Source organism: Propionivibrio sp., assembly GCF_041441355.1.
GTDB lineage: Bacteria > Pseudomonadota > Gammaproteobacteria > Burkholderiales > Rhodocyclaceae > Propionivibrio.
In genome coordinates, this window is record NZ_JASDTF010000043.1 from 12247 (window position 1) to 28371 (window position 16125).

16 protein-coding genes are annotated in these 16125 nt (G+C 68.5%); 7 read left to right on the forward strand and 9 right to left on the reverse strand.

Going from position 1 to position 16125, the window contains the following annotated elements; translation table 11 throughout:
* Nucleotide 1 precedes the first annotated feature (1 nt).
* Nucleotides 2-1420, reverse strand: coding sequence for an argininosuccinate lyase (gene argH / locus QMB55_RS14395; protein WP_497589425.1), 1419 nt, complete (start codon nt 1418-1420; stop codon nt 2-4).
* A gap of 141 nt (nt 1421-1561) precedes the next feature.
* On the opposite strand from argH, the gene QMB55_RS14400 reads away from it, so the two are divergent.
* The 7 genes from QMB55_RS14400 (at nt 1562) to QMB55_RS14430 (ending at nt 8102) form a co-directional block, all read left to right on the forward strand.
* A complete protein-coding gene (locus QMB55_RS14400; protein ID WP_497589426.1) occupies nt 1562-2617 on the forward strand; it encodes a sensor histidine kinase in 1056 nt (351 codons plus the stop codon).
* On the forward strand, nt 2610-3401 hold the full coding sequence (locus QMB55_RS14405; RefSeq protein WP_497589427.1) for a LytR/AlgR family response regulator transcription factor: 792 nt from the start codon (nt 2610-2612) through the stop codon (nt 3399-3401). The genes QMB55_RS14400 and QMB55_RS14405 overlap by 8 nt, the downstream gene beginning before the upstream one ends.
* A gap of 185 nt (nt 3402-3586) precedes the next feature.
* Nucleotides 3587-4552, forward strand: a complete 966-nt coding sequence (gene hemC, locus QMB55_RS14410; protein ID WP_497589428.1) for a hydroxymethylbilane synthase — start codon at nt 3587-3589, stop codon at nt 4550-4552.
* Nucleotides 4549-5346: a uroporphyrinogen-III synthase gene (locus QMB55_RS14415; RefSeq protein ID WP_497589429.1), complete on the forward strand. Its 798-nt coding sequence runs from the start codon at nt 4549-4551 to the stop codon at nt 5344-5346. The genes hemC and QMB55_RS14415 overlap by 4 nt, the downstream gene beginning before the upstream one ends.
* Nucleotides 5339-6502 carry a uroporphyrinogen-III C-methyltransferase gene (locus tag QMB55_RS14420; RefSeq protein ID WP_497589430.1) on the forward strand — a complete coding sequence of 388 codons (1164 nt, stop codon included), beginning with the start codon at nt 5339-5341 and terminating at the stop codon, nt 6500-6502. Before QMB55_RS14415 ends, QMB55_RS14420 begins: the two co-directional genes overlap by 8 nt.
* Nucleotides 6499-7683, forward strand: coding sequence for a heme biosynthesis HemY N-terminal domain-containing protein (locus tag QMB55_RS14425; protein ID WP_497589431.1), 1185 nt, complete (start codon nt 6499-6501; stop codon nt 7681-7683). Before QMB55_RS14420 ends, QMB55_RS14425 begins: the two co-directional genes overlap by 4 nt.
* Nucleotides 7684-7868: 185 nt before the next feature.
* Nucleotides 7869-8102 carry a hypothetical protein gene (locus QMB55_RS14430; protein WP_497589432.1) on the forward strand — a complete coding sequence of 78 codons (234 nt, stop codon included), beginning with the start codon at nt 7869-7871 and terminating at the stop codon, nt 8100-8102.
* A 114-nt stretch (nt 8103-8216) separates the two neighbouring features.
* Here the strand turns inward: QMB55_RS14430 and hemF are convergent, their stop codons facing one another.
* From hemF to minC, 8 genes are all read right to left on the reverse strand, one after another.
* The gene (gene hemF, locus QMB55_RS14435) at nt 8217-9146 is read right to left on the reverse strand and encodes an oxygen-dependent coproporphyrinogen oxidase (RefSeq protein ID WP_497589433.1); all 930 of its coding nucleotides are present in this window, start codon (nt 9144-9146) and stop codon (nt 8217-8219) included.
* Between the two features lie 74 nt (nt 9147-9220).
* A complete protein-coding gene (gene purD / locus QMB55_RS14440; protein WP_497589434.1) occupies nt 9221-10501 on the reverse strand; it encodes a phosphoribosylamine--glycine ligase in 1281 nt (426 codons plus the stop codon).
* Between the two features lie 131 nt (nt 10502-10632).
* On the reverse strand, nt 10633-12225 hold the full coding sequence (gene purH, locus QMB55_RS14445; protein ID WP_497589435.1) for a bifunctional phosphoribosylaminoimidazolecarboxamide formyltransferase/IMP cyclohydrolase: 1593 nt from the start codon (nt 12223-12225) through the stop codon (nt 10633-10635).
* A 117-nt stretch (nt 12226-12342) separates the two neighbouring features.
* A complete protein-coding gene (locus tag QMB55_RS14450; RefSeq protein WP_497589436.1) occupies nt 12343-12588 on the reverse strand; it encodes a helix-turn-helix domain-containing protein in 246 nt (81 codons plus the stop codon).
* A 73-nt stretch (nt 12589-12661) separates the two neighbouring features.
* Nucleotides 12662-13711: a tRNA dihydrouridine synthase DusB gene (gene dusB, locus QMB55_RS14455; RefSeq protein ID WP_497589437.1), complete on the reverse strand. Its 1050-nt coding sequence runs from the start codon at nt 13709-13711 to the stop codon at nt 12662-12664.
* Nucleotides 13712-13892: 181 nt separating this feature from the next.
* Entirely contained in the window at nt 13893-14156 is a 264-nt protein-coding gene (minE, locus tag QMB55_RS14460) for a cell division topological specificity factor MinE (RefSeq protein ID WP_497589438.1), read from the reverse strand.
* A gap of 3 nt (nt 14157-14159) precedes the next feature.
* Entirely contained in the window at nt 14160-14981 is an 822-nt protein-coding gene (minD, locus tag QMB55_RS14465; protein ID WP_497589439.1) for a septum site-determining protein MinD, read from the reverse strand.
* Nucleotides 14982-15055: 74 nt separating this feature from the next.
* Entirely contained in the window at nt 15056-15856 is an 801-nt protein-coding gene (minC, locus tag QMB55_RS14470; protein ID WP_497589440.1) for a septum site-determining protein MinC, read from the reverse strand.
* Nucleotides 15857-16125 lie beyond the last annotated feature (269 nt).

Genomic DNA, 16125 nt, shown 5'->3' on the forward strand with positions numbered 1-16125 from the left:
GTTAGCCTCTGGCGCGTGCGCGGGCGATCGCCGCGCGCACGGTGTCAGGTGCGGTGCCGCCGATGTGCGCGCGCTGGGCGAGCGAACCTTCCACGGTGAGCACCGAATAGACGTCGTCCTCGACCAGCGGAGAGAACGTTTTCAGCTCGGCGAGCGAGAGCTGTGGCAGGTCGACGCCGAGTTCCTCGGCGCGGCGCACGGCCAGGCCCACCACTTCGTGCGCATCGCGGAAGGGCAGGCCTTTCTTGGCGAGGTAGTCGGCAAGGTCAGTGGCCGTGGCGTAGCCCTGGGTCAGGGCGTCGCGCATGTTCTCGGGACGGGTGCTGATGCCCGGGATCATGTCGGCGAAGATGCGCAGCGTGTCGCTGACCGTGTCGGCGGCGTCGAACAGCGGCTCTTTGTCTTCCTGGTTGTCCTTGTTGTAGGCCAGCGGCTGGCCTTTCATCAGGGTCAGCAAGGCGGTCAGGTGGCCGTAGACGCGGCCGGTCTTGCCGCGCGCGAGTTCGGCGACGTCGGGGTTCTTCTTCTGCGGCATGATCGAGCTGCCGGTGCAATAGCGGTCGGCGATGCGGATGAAGCCGAAGCGCGGCGTCATCCACAGCACCAGCTCTTCGGACATGCGCGAGACATGCATCATCAGCAGCGCGCAGGCCGAGCAGAATTCGATCGCGAAGTCGCGGTCGGAGACGGCGTCGAGCGAGTTCTCGCAGACGCCGTCGAAGCCGAGTTCGGCGGCGACGAATTCGCGGTCGATCGGGTAGGTCGTCCCGGCCAGCGCGGCGGCGCCGAGCGGCAGACGGTTGGTGCGGCGGCGCACGTCGGCGAAGCGTTCGGCATCGCGCCGGGTCATCTCGTACCAGGCCAGGACGTGGTGGCCGAAGGTCACGGGCTGCGCCACCTGCAAGTGGGTGAAGCCGGGCATCGGAGTCGCCGCCTCGCGCTCGGCCAGGTCGAGCAGGCTCTTCTGGAAGTCGCCGATGAGGACGAGGATGGCGTCGATCGTATCGCGCAGGTAGAGGCGGATGTCGGTCGCCACCTGGTCGTTGCGTGAACGGCCGGTGTGCAGGCGCTTGCCGGCATCGCCGACGAGGGCGGTGAGGCGCTTCTCGATGTTGAGGTGCACGTCTTCCAGGTCGAGCGACCAGACGAAGCGGCCGCTTTCGATCTCGCTCACGATCTGCGCCATGCCGCGCTCGATGTCGGCGAGGTCCTGAGCGCCGATGATGCCTTGCTTGGCGAGCATGCGGGCGTGCGCCAGCGAACCGCGGATGTCCTGTCGCCACATGCGCTGGTCGAAATTGACCGACGCGGTGTAGCGCTTGACGAGGTCGGACATTGGTTCGGAGAAGCGGCCGGCCCAGGTGTATTGGGCGGGAGCGTCGGCTTGGCCGGCGGGCGGAAGGGCGTGCTCAGAAGTCATGATGAATGCGTGGCAGTGGGCTAAAATGGCGGGCAGAACGAGGTTGTCATCGACGGAGCGCCCGCGTGATCCGGCTGTCGGGGCGACCGCAGGCGCCGGGCGGCGGCGAGTCTGAGCTTTGCGAACCTTGCCGAGGACGAGATGCCAAGTATAAAGCAAAACCCGGCCGGCCTTCCCGTGCCCGACTTCCGCAATTTCGGTGTCATGCTGCGCGTGTTGCTCGGCGTGAACCTGATGGCTTTCGCGGTCGCGCTCGGACAGGGCGGCGGCTTGAGCGACGCGGTGCAGCGCTTCGCCGAGCAGGCGGCCTGGGTGCAGCCCGTGCTGCTCTTCGACCTGTGCCTGCTCGCCCTGTGTCACGCGCCCTTGCAGCGTCTTCCGGTGCGGCTGGCGCAGGCCGCGATCCTGGCGCTGGCGGGGGTATCGACCGGGCTCTACGCGGAGCTGTGGGTCGGCCTTGGTCTGGCCCCCGCCGGCCTCGACGCCCGTCTGCGCGTGATGTTCTCCGGCATGCTGCCGGCCGCGGCCCTGCTGCTCTATTTCGAGCTGCGCGCGCGCGCCTTCTCCCCGGCGCTGAGCGAAGCCCGCCTGCAGGCGCTGACCGCGCGCATCCGGCCGCATTTCCTGTTCAACAGCCTCAATGCCGTGCTGGCGCTGATCCGCAGTGAGCCGCGCCGCGCCGAAGCGGCGCTCGAAGAGCTGGCCGAGCTGTTCCGCGCCCTGATGCGCGATCATCGCGAACTGCTGCCGCTGGCCGACGAGATCGCCCTGTGCCGGCAGTACCTGGCGCTCGAATCCTTGCGCCTGGGAGAGCGGCTGCAGGTCGAGTGGGCGCTCGACGCCATGCCCGCTTCCCTCCTCGTGCCGCCGCTGATGCTGCAGCCGCTGCTGGAGAATGCGGTCTATCACGGGATCGAACCGCTCGGGCAACCGGGCCTGCTGTCGATCCGCTGCGTCCGGGAAGGCGATACCTTGCGCCTCGATGTCACCAACCCGTTGCCGCCGCCGGGCGGCCGGGCCGGGCGGCCGGGCGGCCCGGCGGGCAGCCACATGGCGCTGGACAACATCCGCGAGCGCTTGGCGTTGTACTATGACCTGGAAGCCCGGCTGGAGACGCAGGAAGCGACGCGTGCCGACGGGCTGCGCGAATTCCGCGTTCGCATCGTCCTGCCTTGCCGGAGCCTTGCCCGTGACTGAAGCCGTCCCGTCCTCACCACCGCTGCGTGTCCTGATCGTCGACGACGAGGCGCCGGCACGCCGCCGCTTGCGCGACCTGCTGGCCGATGTGTCTGCCGAGCTGCCCAACACCGCCTGCGGCGAAGCCGCCGATGGCGAGGCCGCGCTGGCGATGGCCGCCGAGCAGACCGTCGACGTCGTTCTGGTCGACATCCGCATGCCGCGCATGGACGGCATCGAGTTCGCCCGTCACCTTGCGCATCTGCCCGTTTCGCCGGCTGTGGTCTTCGTCACCGCCTACGACACCTACGCGGTCCAGGCCTTCGAACTCAACGCCGTCGATTACCTCGTCAAGCCGGTGCGCGCGCAACGCCTCGCCGACGCCCTGCGCAAGGCGCAACAGCGCCGGCCGGCGGTTGAGCAGCTTGAGCGCGTGGCGCGGCAGGCGGGCAGCGTGCGCACGCACCTGCCCTGCCACGAGCGCGGGCGGCTGCTGCTGGTTCCGCTCGCCGACATCCTCTACCTCAAGGCCGACCTCAAATACGTCGCGGCGCGCACCGTCGTGCGCGAATACCTGCTCGACGAGTCACTCACCCAGCTCGAGGAAGAGTTCGGCGAGCGCTTCATTCGCCTGCACCGCAACGCCCTGGCCGCGCGCGAGGCCATCGTCGGTTTCGAGAAAGGACCGGCCGAAGACGGCGAACCCGCCTGGCAGGCGATCCTGCGCGGGCTGTCCGAACGCCTGCCGGTCAGCCGGCGGCAGTGGTCGCAAGTGCGTCAGTGCGTCAAGCAATTCTCGACCTGAGCGCCTGTCGGACGCGCGGCGGCGCGGCGCGTCTTTCGCCTTGCATGCGGGCGGCGGGCAAGGCCCCGCAGCGCCGGGGGCGCTGATGCGGCCGTGTTAGAATCAAAACCGCAGCAAGAGGCTGCGGCTGCATGCCGTGACCACCTTGCCTTCCCCGTCTTTCGTTTCGTCGCCAAGGTTTTGCCGTGACCCAGAACGTTCCCGCTCCGTCGCGCCTCGTCATCGCCTCGCGTGAGTCGCGCCTGGCCCTGTGGCAGGCTGAACATGTCCGCGACCGGCTGCGCGCCCTCCATCCTTCGGCGGCGGTCGAGATCCTCGGCATGACCACCCGCGGCGACCAGATCCTTGACCGGCCGCTGGCCGCGATCGGTGGCAAGGGCCTGTTCATCAAAGAACTCGAAGTGGCGATGGGCGAAGGGCGCGCCGACCTCGCTGTGCATTCGCTCAAAGACATCCCGATGGAGATGCCCGAGGGCTTCGTCCTGGCCGCGATACCGGTGCGCGAGACGCCCTTCGACGCTTTTGTCTCGTCCCGCTATACCGATCTCGAAGCGCTGCCGCCCGGCGCCGTGGTCGGCACCTCCAGCCTGCGCCGCGCGGCACTCCTGCGCGCGAGCTTCCCGCAGCTGCGCATCGAGAGCCTGCGCGGTAACCTCGACACCCGTCTGCGCAAGCTCGACGCCGGCGATTACGACGCCATCATTCTTGCCGCTGCTGGCCTGATCCGCCTCGGGCTTTCGGCGCGCATCCGGGCGCTGTTGCCGCCCGAGTTGTCCTTGCCGGCGCCGGGTCAGGGGGCGCTGGGGATCGAAATTCCCGCCGCGCGGCCCGAGCTTGCGGCCTGGGTCGCGCCGCTCGCCGACCCGGAGACGACCGCCTGCGTGCTGGCCGAGCGCGCTTTCTCGCGCGCCCTCGGCGGCAGTTGCCAGGTGCCGCTCGGCGCGTATGCCCAGCTCGAGGGGGGGGGGCTTCACTTGCGCGGTTTTCTGTCCACGCCCGATGGCACCCGCATGGTGCGCGGCGAAACGCGGGGGCGGCTCGACGAGGCCGAGGCGCTGGGTCAAGGCCTCGCATTGCGCCTGCGTGCCGAGGGCGGCGAAGAGATCCTGGCTGCGCTGGCCTGCGCCGCGGCCGGCACGGGCAACGCGTGACGACCCGCGCGATAGCCGTTTCCGGATGCCTCGCCGGGCGACGCATCCTCGTCACCCGGCCGGCGGCGCAAGCCGCGCCCTTGGCCACCGCAATTGCCGCCGAAGGCGGCGAGGCGCGGTGTTTTCCGCTCATCGACATTGCCCCGGCGACCGATCCTGAGCCGCTCGCGGCCTTCGTCGCGGCCCGCGCCACCTATGCGCTGGCGGTCTTCGTCAGCCCGAACGCGGTCGAACACAGTCTGCCGACCCTGCTTGCCGTGGGGCCGTGGCCCGAGGGGCTGACGGCGATCGGCGTCGGTCCGGGCACCGCCGCGCGGCTGGCCGATTTCGGCGTCGTTGCCCGGGTGCCGGCCGAGCATTTCGATTCGGAAGGCATGCTCGAATTGCCCGAGCTGCAGCCGGCGGCCGTGGTCGGCCGCCGCGTGGCGCTGGTGCGCGGCGACGGCGGGCGCGACCTGCTCGCCTCGACGCTGGCCGAGCGTGGCGCTCAGGTCGACGCGGTCGCTTGCTACCGGCGCCTGGCCCCAGGCCGGGCCGAGCCGCTCGTGTCGTGGCTGCGCAACAAGGCGGTCGATGCGCTGACCGTTTCCTCGAGCGAGGGTTTGCGCAACCTTTTTGCCCTGCTCGATACTGAAAATGCTGCACGGTTGACCCATCTGCCGTGCTTTGTGCCGCATCCGCGCATCGCCGCCACGGCCGCCGAACTGGGCCTGCGCCGCGTGGTGCAGACCGGGGCGGCCGATGCCGGCATCCTGCGCGCCCTGCGCGAATACCCGTGGTCCGAAAATGAGTAGTCCGAACGAAACCTCCCCCCTCCCCGACGCGGCGAGCGCTCCGTCCATCGCCGCCACCGAATCCTCCGCCAGCGCCCAACCGGCGTCCGGCGCAAGCGCCGAGGCTTCGCCGCCGGCGCGCACGCCGCCGTCCGAAAAAAGTTTCGCCGACCGCTTTGCCGCCGTCACCCCCTGGGTGGTGGTGGCCGTGCTGGCGCTGCTGGTGGCCGGCTGGCAGGCCTATGACACGCGCACCCGCTTGTCGGGGACGCAGAAGGAATTGGCGCGTCGTCTGAGCGCGAGTGAGGCGGCGGTGGCCAAGAATCAGGGCTTGGTCCAGGCCGGACAGGAGCAGGTCGGGCGCTTGCAGGACAAAGTCGACGAACTCGAGAACCGGCTCGCCGAATCGCAAAGCCAGCAGGCGGCGCTGGAAAAGCTCTATCAGGACCTGGCGCGCGGGCGTGAGGAGTGGGTGCTCGCCGAGATCGAGCAGGGCATCACCCTGGCCGCGCAGCAACTGCAACTCGCCGGCAACGTGCAGGGCGCGGTGCTGGTCCTGCAGGCCGCCGATGCCCGCCTGGCGGCGAGCAATCGGCCGCAGTTCATCAGCCTGCGCAAGGTGCTGTTGCGCGACCTCGACCGCCTGCAGGCCCAGCCACTGGTCGATTATCCGGGGCTTAACGTACGCCTGGACACGGTCATCGTCGCCATCGACAGCTTGCCGCTCGTCGTCGATGGACGGCCGCGCGAAGACTTCATGCCGGAAGCGAACGAGCCGTTCTCCCTGGCCGCGCTGGCCAAGGGCGAATACTGGCAGCGCTTGGGGCGCGAACTGTGGTCCGAACTGCGCGGCTTGATCCGCATCCAGCGCTTCGACCGCAGCGAACCGGTGCTGATGGCGCCGGGGCAGAGTTTCTTCCTGCGCGAGAACCTCAAGCTGCGCCTGCTCAACGCCCGGTTGGCGCTGCTCATGCGCGATCAATGGACTTTCCGCAACGAGCTCGCGCAGGCGCAGCTCTGGCTCGAGCGTCATTTCGACGGCGGCACCGCAGCCGTGCGCACGGCGCAGACCGCGCTTGCCCAACTGCAGGTCAGCGAGATCGCGCCCGAGTTGCCGACGCTCAACGCCAGCCTGTCGGCGATCAGGTCCTTGCGCGCCGGCAAGGAGGCGCGATGAGGGCTTTGCTCTGGCTGCTCACGTTGTGCGCGCTTGCCGCCGGCGTGGCTCTGGCGGCGCAGTACAACGACGGCTACCTGCTCCTGGTCCTGCCGCCGTACCGTGCGGAAATTTCGCTCAATCTGGCTTTGCTTCTGCTGCTGGCCGTCTTCGTCGTGGTCTATGGCCTGTTGCGCGGGATTGCCCTGACCGCCTCGCTGCCGCGCCGGGTGCGCGAATTCCGCGCCCGCAAGCAGCGTGAGAAGGCCGACGCGGCGCTGTTCGAATGCGTTCGCCTGCTGCTCGAAGGCCGCTATGCGCAGGTGCTCAAGCTGGCGGGCGAAGCCCATGCCGCGCACCGTCATCCCGGCCTGATTGCGCTGATCGCCGCCCGCGCGGCGCAACGTCTGGGTGAGCCGGCGAAGCAGAACGACTGGCTGGCGCGCGCGCGGCAAGGCGAAGCGAACCTGAAACCGGCGAGCTACCTGCTCGAGGCCGAAATGCACCTTGCCGCCAACGACGGCCCTGCGGCGCTGGCGGCGCTGGCGCAGGCACAAGAGGGGGCTGGCCGCCACTTCGCCGAATTGCTGCTGGCCTTGCGTGCGCATCGCCTGTGCGGTGATCACGACGAAGTCCTGCGCCTCTCGCGCCTGCTCGAAAAGCACGCCGCGCTGCCGGCCGACGAAGCTGCACGCGTGCGCCAGGCGGCCCATCTCGGACGCCTCGCGGAGCTGTCGGCGCCGTCGGCGCTGGCCGATGCCCGCGCAGCCTTGCGCGCACGCGTCGATTCGATACCCGACGGCGAATTCGATGCCCCCGTCGCCGCGGCCGCGGCACGCGCGCTGGCCGCCTGCGGCGAGACGAACGCTGCCCGGCGCTGCCTGGAGGCCCAACTGGCCAGGGCCTGGGACGGCGAGTTGGTGCGGTTCTACGGCGAGCTTCCGGGCGACCCGGCGCCGCGCATTGCCTGTGCCGAAGCCTGGCTCGCGACGCACGGCGAGGATGCCGATCTGCTCCTGGCGCTCGGCCGGATGTGCCTGGCCGCGCGGCTGTGGGGGCCGGCGCAGGGCTACCTCGAGGCGGCGCTGACCCGCGCCGATACGCGCGTCGTGCGCCTTGCGCTGGCGCAGCTTTGCGAGGCCACCGGGCAGCCCGACGCCGCGCTGCCGCACTATCGCGCCGCCGCCGAACGGCCGTCCTGAGGCGCGTTACCGACGCCCTTCGGCAAGGCCGCGAACGCGCGTCTATGCTGGATCATGGCGCGGCCCCGGCCGCGTCGTTCCCGCCCCTTCTCACCGTTTGTACGGCGTGCATTCAAGCGGCTAAGCCGGCGCTCCCGCGCCCTTGGACGATTGGCGGTGCCCCGTATCCGGCCGGAGCCGTTGCGATGATCGACATGCGCAAGATCTACAATTTCTACCCGCTCGAAGACGCGCCTCCGGCGGGTGCGTTGCCGACCGGCGCGGAGCTGTACTACGAATGCCTCGACTGCGAAAAGGTTGTCAGCTCGGTGCCGCACATCAAGGTCGCCTGCGCTTGCGGCAACCTGCACGGCGCCAAGGGCAAGCTCAGCGTCGAACACCCCGAACGGGTGCGGGTGGTGCGGGGGGTGCTGAAGTAGGGGCGCGGCCTATTCCGATTCGCAATAAAAGCGAGACGCGAAGACAAGCCGAAGACAGTGCTGTAGCACGACGAGGCGCCGTCGACAAAGTATCGGTTTTATTGTGGATCGGAATCAAACCCAGTCGCGCGGCGGCAACAGTTCGTAGAGCCGCGCTTCGGGCGAGCCTGGCTCGGGCTGCCAGTCGTAGCGCCATTTGACGATCGGCGGCAGCGACATCAGGATCGCTTCGGCCCGTCCGCCCGACTGCAGGCCGAAGAGCGTGCCGCGGTCCCAGACCAGGTTGAACTCGACGTAACGCCCGCGCCGGTAGGCCTGGAAGTCCCGCTCGCGTTCGCCGTAGGGCGTGGCGCGGCGGCGTTCGACGAGCGGCAGGTAGGCGTCGGCGAACGCGTCACCGACCGCGCGGGTGAGCGCGAAGCAACGCTCGAAGGCCGTTTCGCCGCCGGGGCCGGTGGTGTTCAGATCATCGAAGAAGATGCCGCCGACGCCGCGCGGTTCGTTGCGGTGCTTGAGGAAAAAATAATCGTCGCACCACGCCTTGTAGCGCGGATGCACGTCGGCCCCGAAGGGCGTCAGCGCGGCCTGGCAGCTGGCGTGGAAGTGGCGGATGTCCTCGGTCTCGGGGTAGTAGGGCGTGAGGTCCATGCCGCCGCCGAACCACCACAGCGGAACGTCGTCCGGGCCGGTCGGCTGGGCGACGAAGAAGCGCACGTTCATGTGCGCCGTCGGGCAGTAAGGATTTTCCGGGTGCAGCACCAGCGACACGCCGAGCGCCTCCCAGCGCCGGCCGGCGAGCTGCGGCCGCGCGGCGGTGGCCGAAGGTGGCAGTGCGGCGCCAGCGACGTGCGAGAAATTGACCCCGCCGCGTTCGAACACTTTGCCGCCTTCGATCAAGGCCGAAACCCCGCCGCCGCCTTCCGGGCGGTCCCAGGCGTCGCGCCGGAAGGGCGTGCCGTCGAGCGCTTCGAGCTGAGCGACGAGGCGGCCTTGCAGGCCGCTGAAATAGGCGTGGAGGGCGGAGAGGTCGGGGTGGGCGGTCATGGTGCTCGACTTTGTGGGGCGGAGACGGCCATGATGCCAGAAAGCGCGGCACCGGAAGGCGCCGCGCTGGATGCTTAGCGGTTGATCGCGCGGTGGCCGATGTCGCGGCGGAACTGCATGCCGTCGAAGTGGAGGCCGGTGATCGCGTCGTACGCGGCTTTCTGAGCCTGTTTGACGTTGTCGCCGAGGGCCGTGACGCAGAGCACGCGGCCGCCGGTGGTGACCACCTGGCCGTCCTTGTCCGCCGTGCCGGCGTGGAAGACGCGGACGTCCTCGGCGATTTCGCAGCCCTTGGCGGGCAGGCCGTGGATCGGGTCGCCCTTCTTCGGGGTGTCCGGGTAGTTCGCGGCGGCGAGCACGACGCCGAGCGCGACGCGGCGGTCCCATTCGGCTTCGATCTGATCGAGTTTGCCGGCGATGGCGTGTTCGACGAGGGCGACGAGGTCGGATTTCAGGCGGCTCATGATCGGCTGCGTTTCCGGATCGCCCATGCGGCAGTTGAACTCGACGGTCTTGACCGAGCCGTCCTTGCCGATCATCAGCCCGGCGTAGAGGAAGCCGGTGTAGGGCATGCCGTCGGCGGCCATGCCGCGCACCGTCGGCAGGATGATCTCGCGCATCGCCTTGGCGTGGATTTCCGGGGTGACGACCGGGGCGGGCGAGTAGGCGCCCATGCCGCCGGTATTGGGGCCGGTGTCGCCGTCGAAAATGCGTTTGTGATCCTGGCTGGAGGCGAGCGGCAGGACGTTCTTGCCGTCGACCATGACGATGAAGCTGGCTTCCTCGCCGTCGAGGAATTCCTCGATGACGACGCGCGCGCCGGCGCTGCCGAGCTTGTTGCCGGCGAGCATGTCGTCGATCGCGGCGTGCGCTTCGGCGAGCGTCATGGCGACGACGACGCCCTTGCCGGCGGCGAGGCCGTCGGCCTTGATGACGATGGGCGCGCCCTGGGCGTCGACGTAGGCGTGGGCCTCGGCGGCGTCGGTGAAGGTGGCGAAGGCCGCGGTCGGGATGCCGTGGCGGGCCATGAAGCGCTTGGCGAAGTCCTTCGAGCTTTCGAGCTGGGCGGCTTCCTTGGTCGGGCCGAAGATCTTGAGGCCGCGGGCACGGAAGACGTTGACCACCCCGGCGGCGAGCGGCGCTTCGGGGCCGACGACGGTGAGGTGGATGCCTTCCTGCTCGACGAAGTCGGCGAGCGCCTCGGGCGCGCTGATGTCGATGTTCTCGAGCTCAAGCTCGCGGGCCGTGCCGGCGTTGCCGGGGGCGACATAGACCTTCTGCAGGCCGGGCGTGCGGGCGAGCTTCCAGGCCAGCGCGTGTTCGCGCCCGCCGGAACCGATGACCAATAGTTTCATGTGAAGTCCTTTTCCGAAGGGGGTCGGCGAAGAAAGCGCTAGGCGCGGCGAGCCCCGGCAACCGGAATGGCCTGGCTGGCCATGAGGATTGACGGGGCTTGGCGCAACACCGCGCTTTCGAGCGGGAATGATTAGTGGCGGAAGTGGCGGGCGCCGGTGAAGACCATCGCAATCCCATGCTCATCCGCCGCGGCGATGACTTCCTCGTCGCGCATCGAGCCGCCGGGCTGGATGACGGCCACCGCGCCGGCTTCGGCGAGCACGTCGAGGCCGTCGCGGAAGGGGAAGAAGGCGTCCGAAGCGACGACCGAACCCTTGAGTTCGAGGCCGGCGTTCTTGGCCTTGATGCTGGCGATCTTGGTCGAATCGACGCGGCTCATCTGGCCGGCGCCGACGCCGAGCGTCATGCCGCCGCCGCAGAAGACGATGGCGTTGGATTTGACGAACTTGGCGACGCGCTCGGCAAAGAGCAGGTCTTCGATCTGTTGCGCCGTCGGCTGCACCTTGGTGACGACCTTGAGGCCGGCGGCCTGCGCGGTGAAGTCGTCGGCCGTCTGGACCAGGAGGCCGCCGCCGACGCGCTTGAGTTCAAGCGTGTTGAGGTTGCCGCCCAGCGGCACGACCAGCACGCGCAGGTTCTGCTTGGCGGCCAGCGCCGCCTTGGCTTCAGCGGTGTAGGACGGGGCGATCAGCACTTCGACGAAGTGCTTGCGGGCGTTCATCGCTTCGACGACGTCGATCCCGACTTCGCCGTTGAAGGCGATGATGCCGCCGAAGGCCGAGGTCGAATCGGTCTGGAAGGCTTTTTCGTAGGCCGGCAGCAGCGCGGCGCCAACGGCGACGCCGCAGGGGTTGGCGTGCTTGATGATGACGCAGGCCGGGGCGCTGAAGGCCTTGACGCACTCCCAGGCCGCATCGGCGTCGGCGATGTTGTTGTACGAGAGTTCCTTGCCCTGCAGCTGGCTGTAGGCGGCGATGCTGCCCGGCAGCGGCGTGATATCGCGGTAGAAGGCGGCCTGCTGGTGCGAGTTCTCGCCGTAGCGCAGCGTCTCGACGCGGTCGAAAGCGAGCTGCAGGCGCTCGGGGAAGACGGCCGGAACCGGCGCGGCGGCCTCGGCCTGAGCTTCGGCGCCGGCGGGCAGGCCGGTCAGCCAGTTGGCGATCATGCTGTCGTAGCGCGCGGTGTGGGTGAAGGCCTTCTTGGCCAGGGCAAAACGGGTCTCGAGCTTGAGCGCGCCGGCGTTGGCCTGCATCTCGGCGAGCAGCGCCGGGTAGTCGTCGGGATCGGTGACGATGGCCACGCCGGCGTAGTTCTTGGCCGACGAACGGACCATCGCCGGGCCGCCGATGTCGATGTTCTCGATCGCGTCTTCGAGCGTCACGCCGGGCTTGGCGATCGTCGCGGCGAAGGGGTAGAGGTTCACGCAGACGAGGTCGATGGTCGGGATGCCGTGCGCCTCGATGGTTGCCAGATGCTCAGGCAGGTCGCGGCGGGCGAGGATGCCGCCGTGCACCTTGGGGTGCAGCGTCTTGACGCGGCCGTCGAGCATTTCCGGGAAGCCGGTGTAGTCGCCGATCTCGGTCACGGCGAGGCCCGCATCGCGCAGCAGCTTGGCGGTGCCGCCGGTGGACAGGAGCTTGACGCCCTGGGCCACGAGGCCTTGGGCGAATTCGAGCGCGCCGCGCTTGTCGGACAGGCTGATCAGGGCTTGACGGATCTTCATGCTGAGTGTTCTCGAGGGAGGTGGATCGCGCCGGGCGGTCCCGTGCGGGCGCCGGCGTGGAACGAGGAAAAAGAGGGTGAAACGGGAAACGCGGGGTGGGCGGCAGGCCCGAGGCGCTTACAGCAGGCGGTATTCGGTGATCTTCTTGCGCAGGGTGTTGCGGTTGATGCCGAGCATTTCGGCGGCCAGCGTCTGGTTGCCGCCGGCCTGTTGCAGCGTGACTTCGATCATCGGGCGCTCGACGCTCTTGATGACCATGTCGTAGATGGCGGAGGGCTGCTCGCCGTCGAGGTCGCGGAAGTAGCTTTGCAGCGCGCCGGTGATGCAGGCGGAAATGTCGTTGTGGTCGTTTTTCGGTTTCATGCGAAAGGCCCCTTTGTTGCTGTTGTTGTTCACCCTGCCCATCTGCGCAGGCAGGGCAGGTACGGCGACGGACTTACGCGGCGTCGGCGACGGCCGGCTGGCTGTCGCGGTCGTCGCGAGCATCGTTTTGGGCGTAGCTCAGGCGTTCCCCGAGCGTGGCCAGTCCGTGGAAAAAAGCGTCGACCGCCTGCCGCTGTTCGGCGACGGTCGGGAGTTGGTTCATCATGTGGCGGAAGGCGGCCGAGCCGACCAGCCCCTTGGTGTACCAGGAGATGTGCTTGCGTGCGACGCGAACGCCCGTCTCCACGCCGTAGAAGGCGTAGAGGTCCTCGAGGTGGGCGAGGAGGATGGCGTGGATTTCGTCGACGCGCGGCGCCGGCAGGTGCTCGCCGGTGGCGAGGAAGTGTTCGATTTCGCGGAACAGCCACGGCCGGCCCTGTGCCGCACGCCCGATCATCACCGCGTCGGCGCCGGTGACGGCGAGGACGTGGCGCGCCTTCTCCGGCGTGTCGATGTCGCCGTTGGCGACGACCGGGATGTTCACCAGGGTTTTGACGTGGGCGATGGTCTCGTACTCGGCCTCGCCGGTGTATTGCTGGCAGCGCGTGCGACCGTGGATGGCGATGGCGCGCACGCCGGCGTTCTCGGCGATGCGGGCGATGTTTGGCGCGTTGCGGTTGGCCATGTTCCAGCCGGTGCGGAACTTGAGCGTCACCGGCGTTTCCGGGACTGCTGCGACGACGGCGTCGAGAATTTCGCCGACCAGTTTTTCGTCCTGCATCAGCGCCGAACCGGCCATCACGTTGCAGATTTTCTTGGCCGGACAGCCCATGTTGATGTCGATGATCTGCGCGCCGCGGTCGACGTTGTGCCGCGCCGCCTCGGCCATCATCTTCGGGTCGGCGCCGGCGATCTGCACCGCGATCGGCTCGACCTCACCCTCATGGTTGGCGCGGCGCTGCGTCTTGGCGCTGCCGTAGAGCAGCGAGTTCGACGTCACCATCTCCGAGACCGCGAGGCCCGCCCCCATCTGCTTGCACAGTTGGCGGAACGGACGATCGGTCACCCCGGCCATCGGCGCGACAAAAAGATTGTTCCTGAGCGTAAAGCCGACGAAATGCATGGGGTGGGATCTGCGATGGGGGGAGCGAAGGGGGGGGATTCTACCCGGTTTGCTGCCTAAAAAAAAGGCAGTTGCGGCGCGAAGGCGTTTGAGCCGGCGCGCAGGTCGAGGTTCCCGTGGACAACACAAAGCCCGTCCGCCGCCCCGGCGGGCGGCGGACGGGCTTTGTGCGAAACGGGGCTTAGCGCGGCTTGCCGTCGGGCAACACGATGTTGACTTCGAGCACCTCGTAATTGCCCTGTTTTTCGAGCGCGACCTTGATGTCGTCGGGGTTCACGGCGACGTACTTCGAGATCACGGCGATCAGCTCCTTCTGCATCGCCGGCAGGAAATCCTGCGCCCGCGAAGGACCGCTGCGCTCATGGGCGATGATCAACTGCAGGCGTTCCTTGGCGACCGTGGCCGTCTTCGGCTTGTTGCCGAACAGCATGGAGAGGAGAGACATGGCTTACTTGCCTCCGAAGAGCCGTTGGAACAGGCCGGGTTTCTCGTAGTCGACGAAGCGCAGCGGCTTGTCCTCGCCGAGGAAGCGGTCGACGATGTCAAAGTAGGCTTCGGAGACGTCGCTGTTTTTCTGGTGCACCACCGGGGTGCCCTGGTTCGAGGCCTGGAGCACGGTTTCCGACTCCGGGACCACGCCGATGATCGGAATGCGCAGGATTTCCTGCACGTCGGCGTGCGAGAGCATCTCGCCTTCCTCGACGCGCTTGGGCGAGTAGCGGGTGATCAGCAGGTGTTCCTTGACCGGCTCGCCGCCGGCGAGCGCGCGCCGCGACTTGGCCTGGATGATGCCGAGGATGCGGTCCGAATCGCGCACCGACGAGACTTCCGGGTTGGTGACGATCAGCGCCTCGTCGGCGAAGGTCAGCGCCATCACCGCGCCGTGCTCGATGCCGGCCGGCGAGTCGCAGACCACGTAGTCGAAGCCCATCGTCGCCAGCTCCTTCAGGATGCGCTCGATGCCCTCTTCGCTCAGCGCGTCCTTGTCGCGCGTCTGCGAGGCCGGCAGCACGTAGAGCTTGTCGTTGGTGCAGTGCTTGTCCTTGATCAGGGCCTGGGTCAGCGTCGCCTCGCCGTTGAGCACGTTGACGAGGTCATACACGACGCGGCGCTCGCAGCCCATGATCAGGTCGAGGTTGCGCAGGCCGATGTCGAAATCGATGACGGCCGTCTTGAAGCCGCGCAGGGCGAGGCCGGTGGAAAAACTGGCGCTGGTGGTGGTCTTGCCGACGCCACCCTTGCCGGAAGTCACAACAACGATGCGAGTCAAGGACGTTTCTCCAATGAAAAGCGCAGGGAGCTTCCTGCAGGGGTCTGACAAAAAAGGGTCGTCATGGTGCGGCCTTAGTCGGTGCTCAAGGCCGCCAGCGTCAGGCGGTTGCGTTTGCCGTCGGCGTCGGGCGCCAGCTGGACATGCACCGGGCGGCCGCCGAGGCCGTCGGGAATGCCGCTCGCGAAGGTACGGTAGATGCCCGCGATCGAGACGAGTTCAGCCTCGAAGCGGGTGGTGAAGATGCGCGCGTCGGTCTGGCCGCTGGCGCCGGCCAGCGCGCGGCCGCGCAGCGGCGCGTAGACGTGGATGCTGCCGTCGGCGATCACCTCGGCGCCGGGATTGACTGCGGCGAGAACGACGAGGTCGCCGCCGCGCGCATAGACCTGCTGGCCCGAGCGCAAGGGCTTGTCGAGGATGCGCACCGGAAGTGTTGGCGGGGCAGGCGGCGGGGGCGGCGGGACGACAGCAGCCGGAGCGGGGGCCGGCGCAGGGGGCGGCGGAGGCGCGGCCTTGACCGGGGCCTCCGCTTCGGCGGCGCGGCGCGGTCGGGTGTAGGGCGCGAGCTGCGGCAGGCCGGCGCGGGCCGCGCTTTCGCGCAGGGCCGGGTTTTCGGCGTGGATGCCGATCACATGCAGACCGTGGCCGGCAAAGGTGCGGCGGACGGCCAGCCAGTCGATCGGCGCGGACGGCGGCACCGCGAGGCCCTCGAGTTCAAGCACGGCGGCGTCGCCGTCGAAGAAGGCATCGCCGCCGAAGAGCTCGGCGGCACTCCGGGCCAAAACTTCGGGCTCGAGGCTGTGCAGCGTGACGCTGACCACGGGCAGCGTCGTGCCCTTGAATTCAATCAGGGCGTTGGTTTTGGGACGAGACATCGGTGCGGCGCGTTGCGTTTTCTTGTGGCGTCAGGGGGCGAAGTCTAGCCGAGTCGGGCCAAGAAATGAAATTGACGCGGGACGGGCGGGGTTTTCGGGGCGCCTGCCGATCTCCGGAAACCTAGTTGCGTCGGGCGCTGAGGACGGCCCGTGGTGCTCGGCGAGTTTTTTGCACCTTGCCTGGAAGGCGCATCCAGATGCGCCTTCCAGGCAGGTGGTCGCTGGGAAGACCGCTGGATGCGCCTTCCTGAGCCGGGTAAAACAGGCGA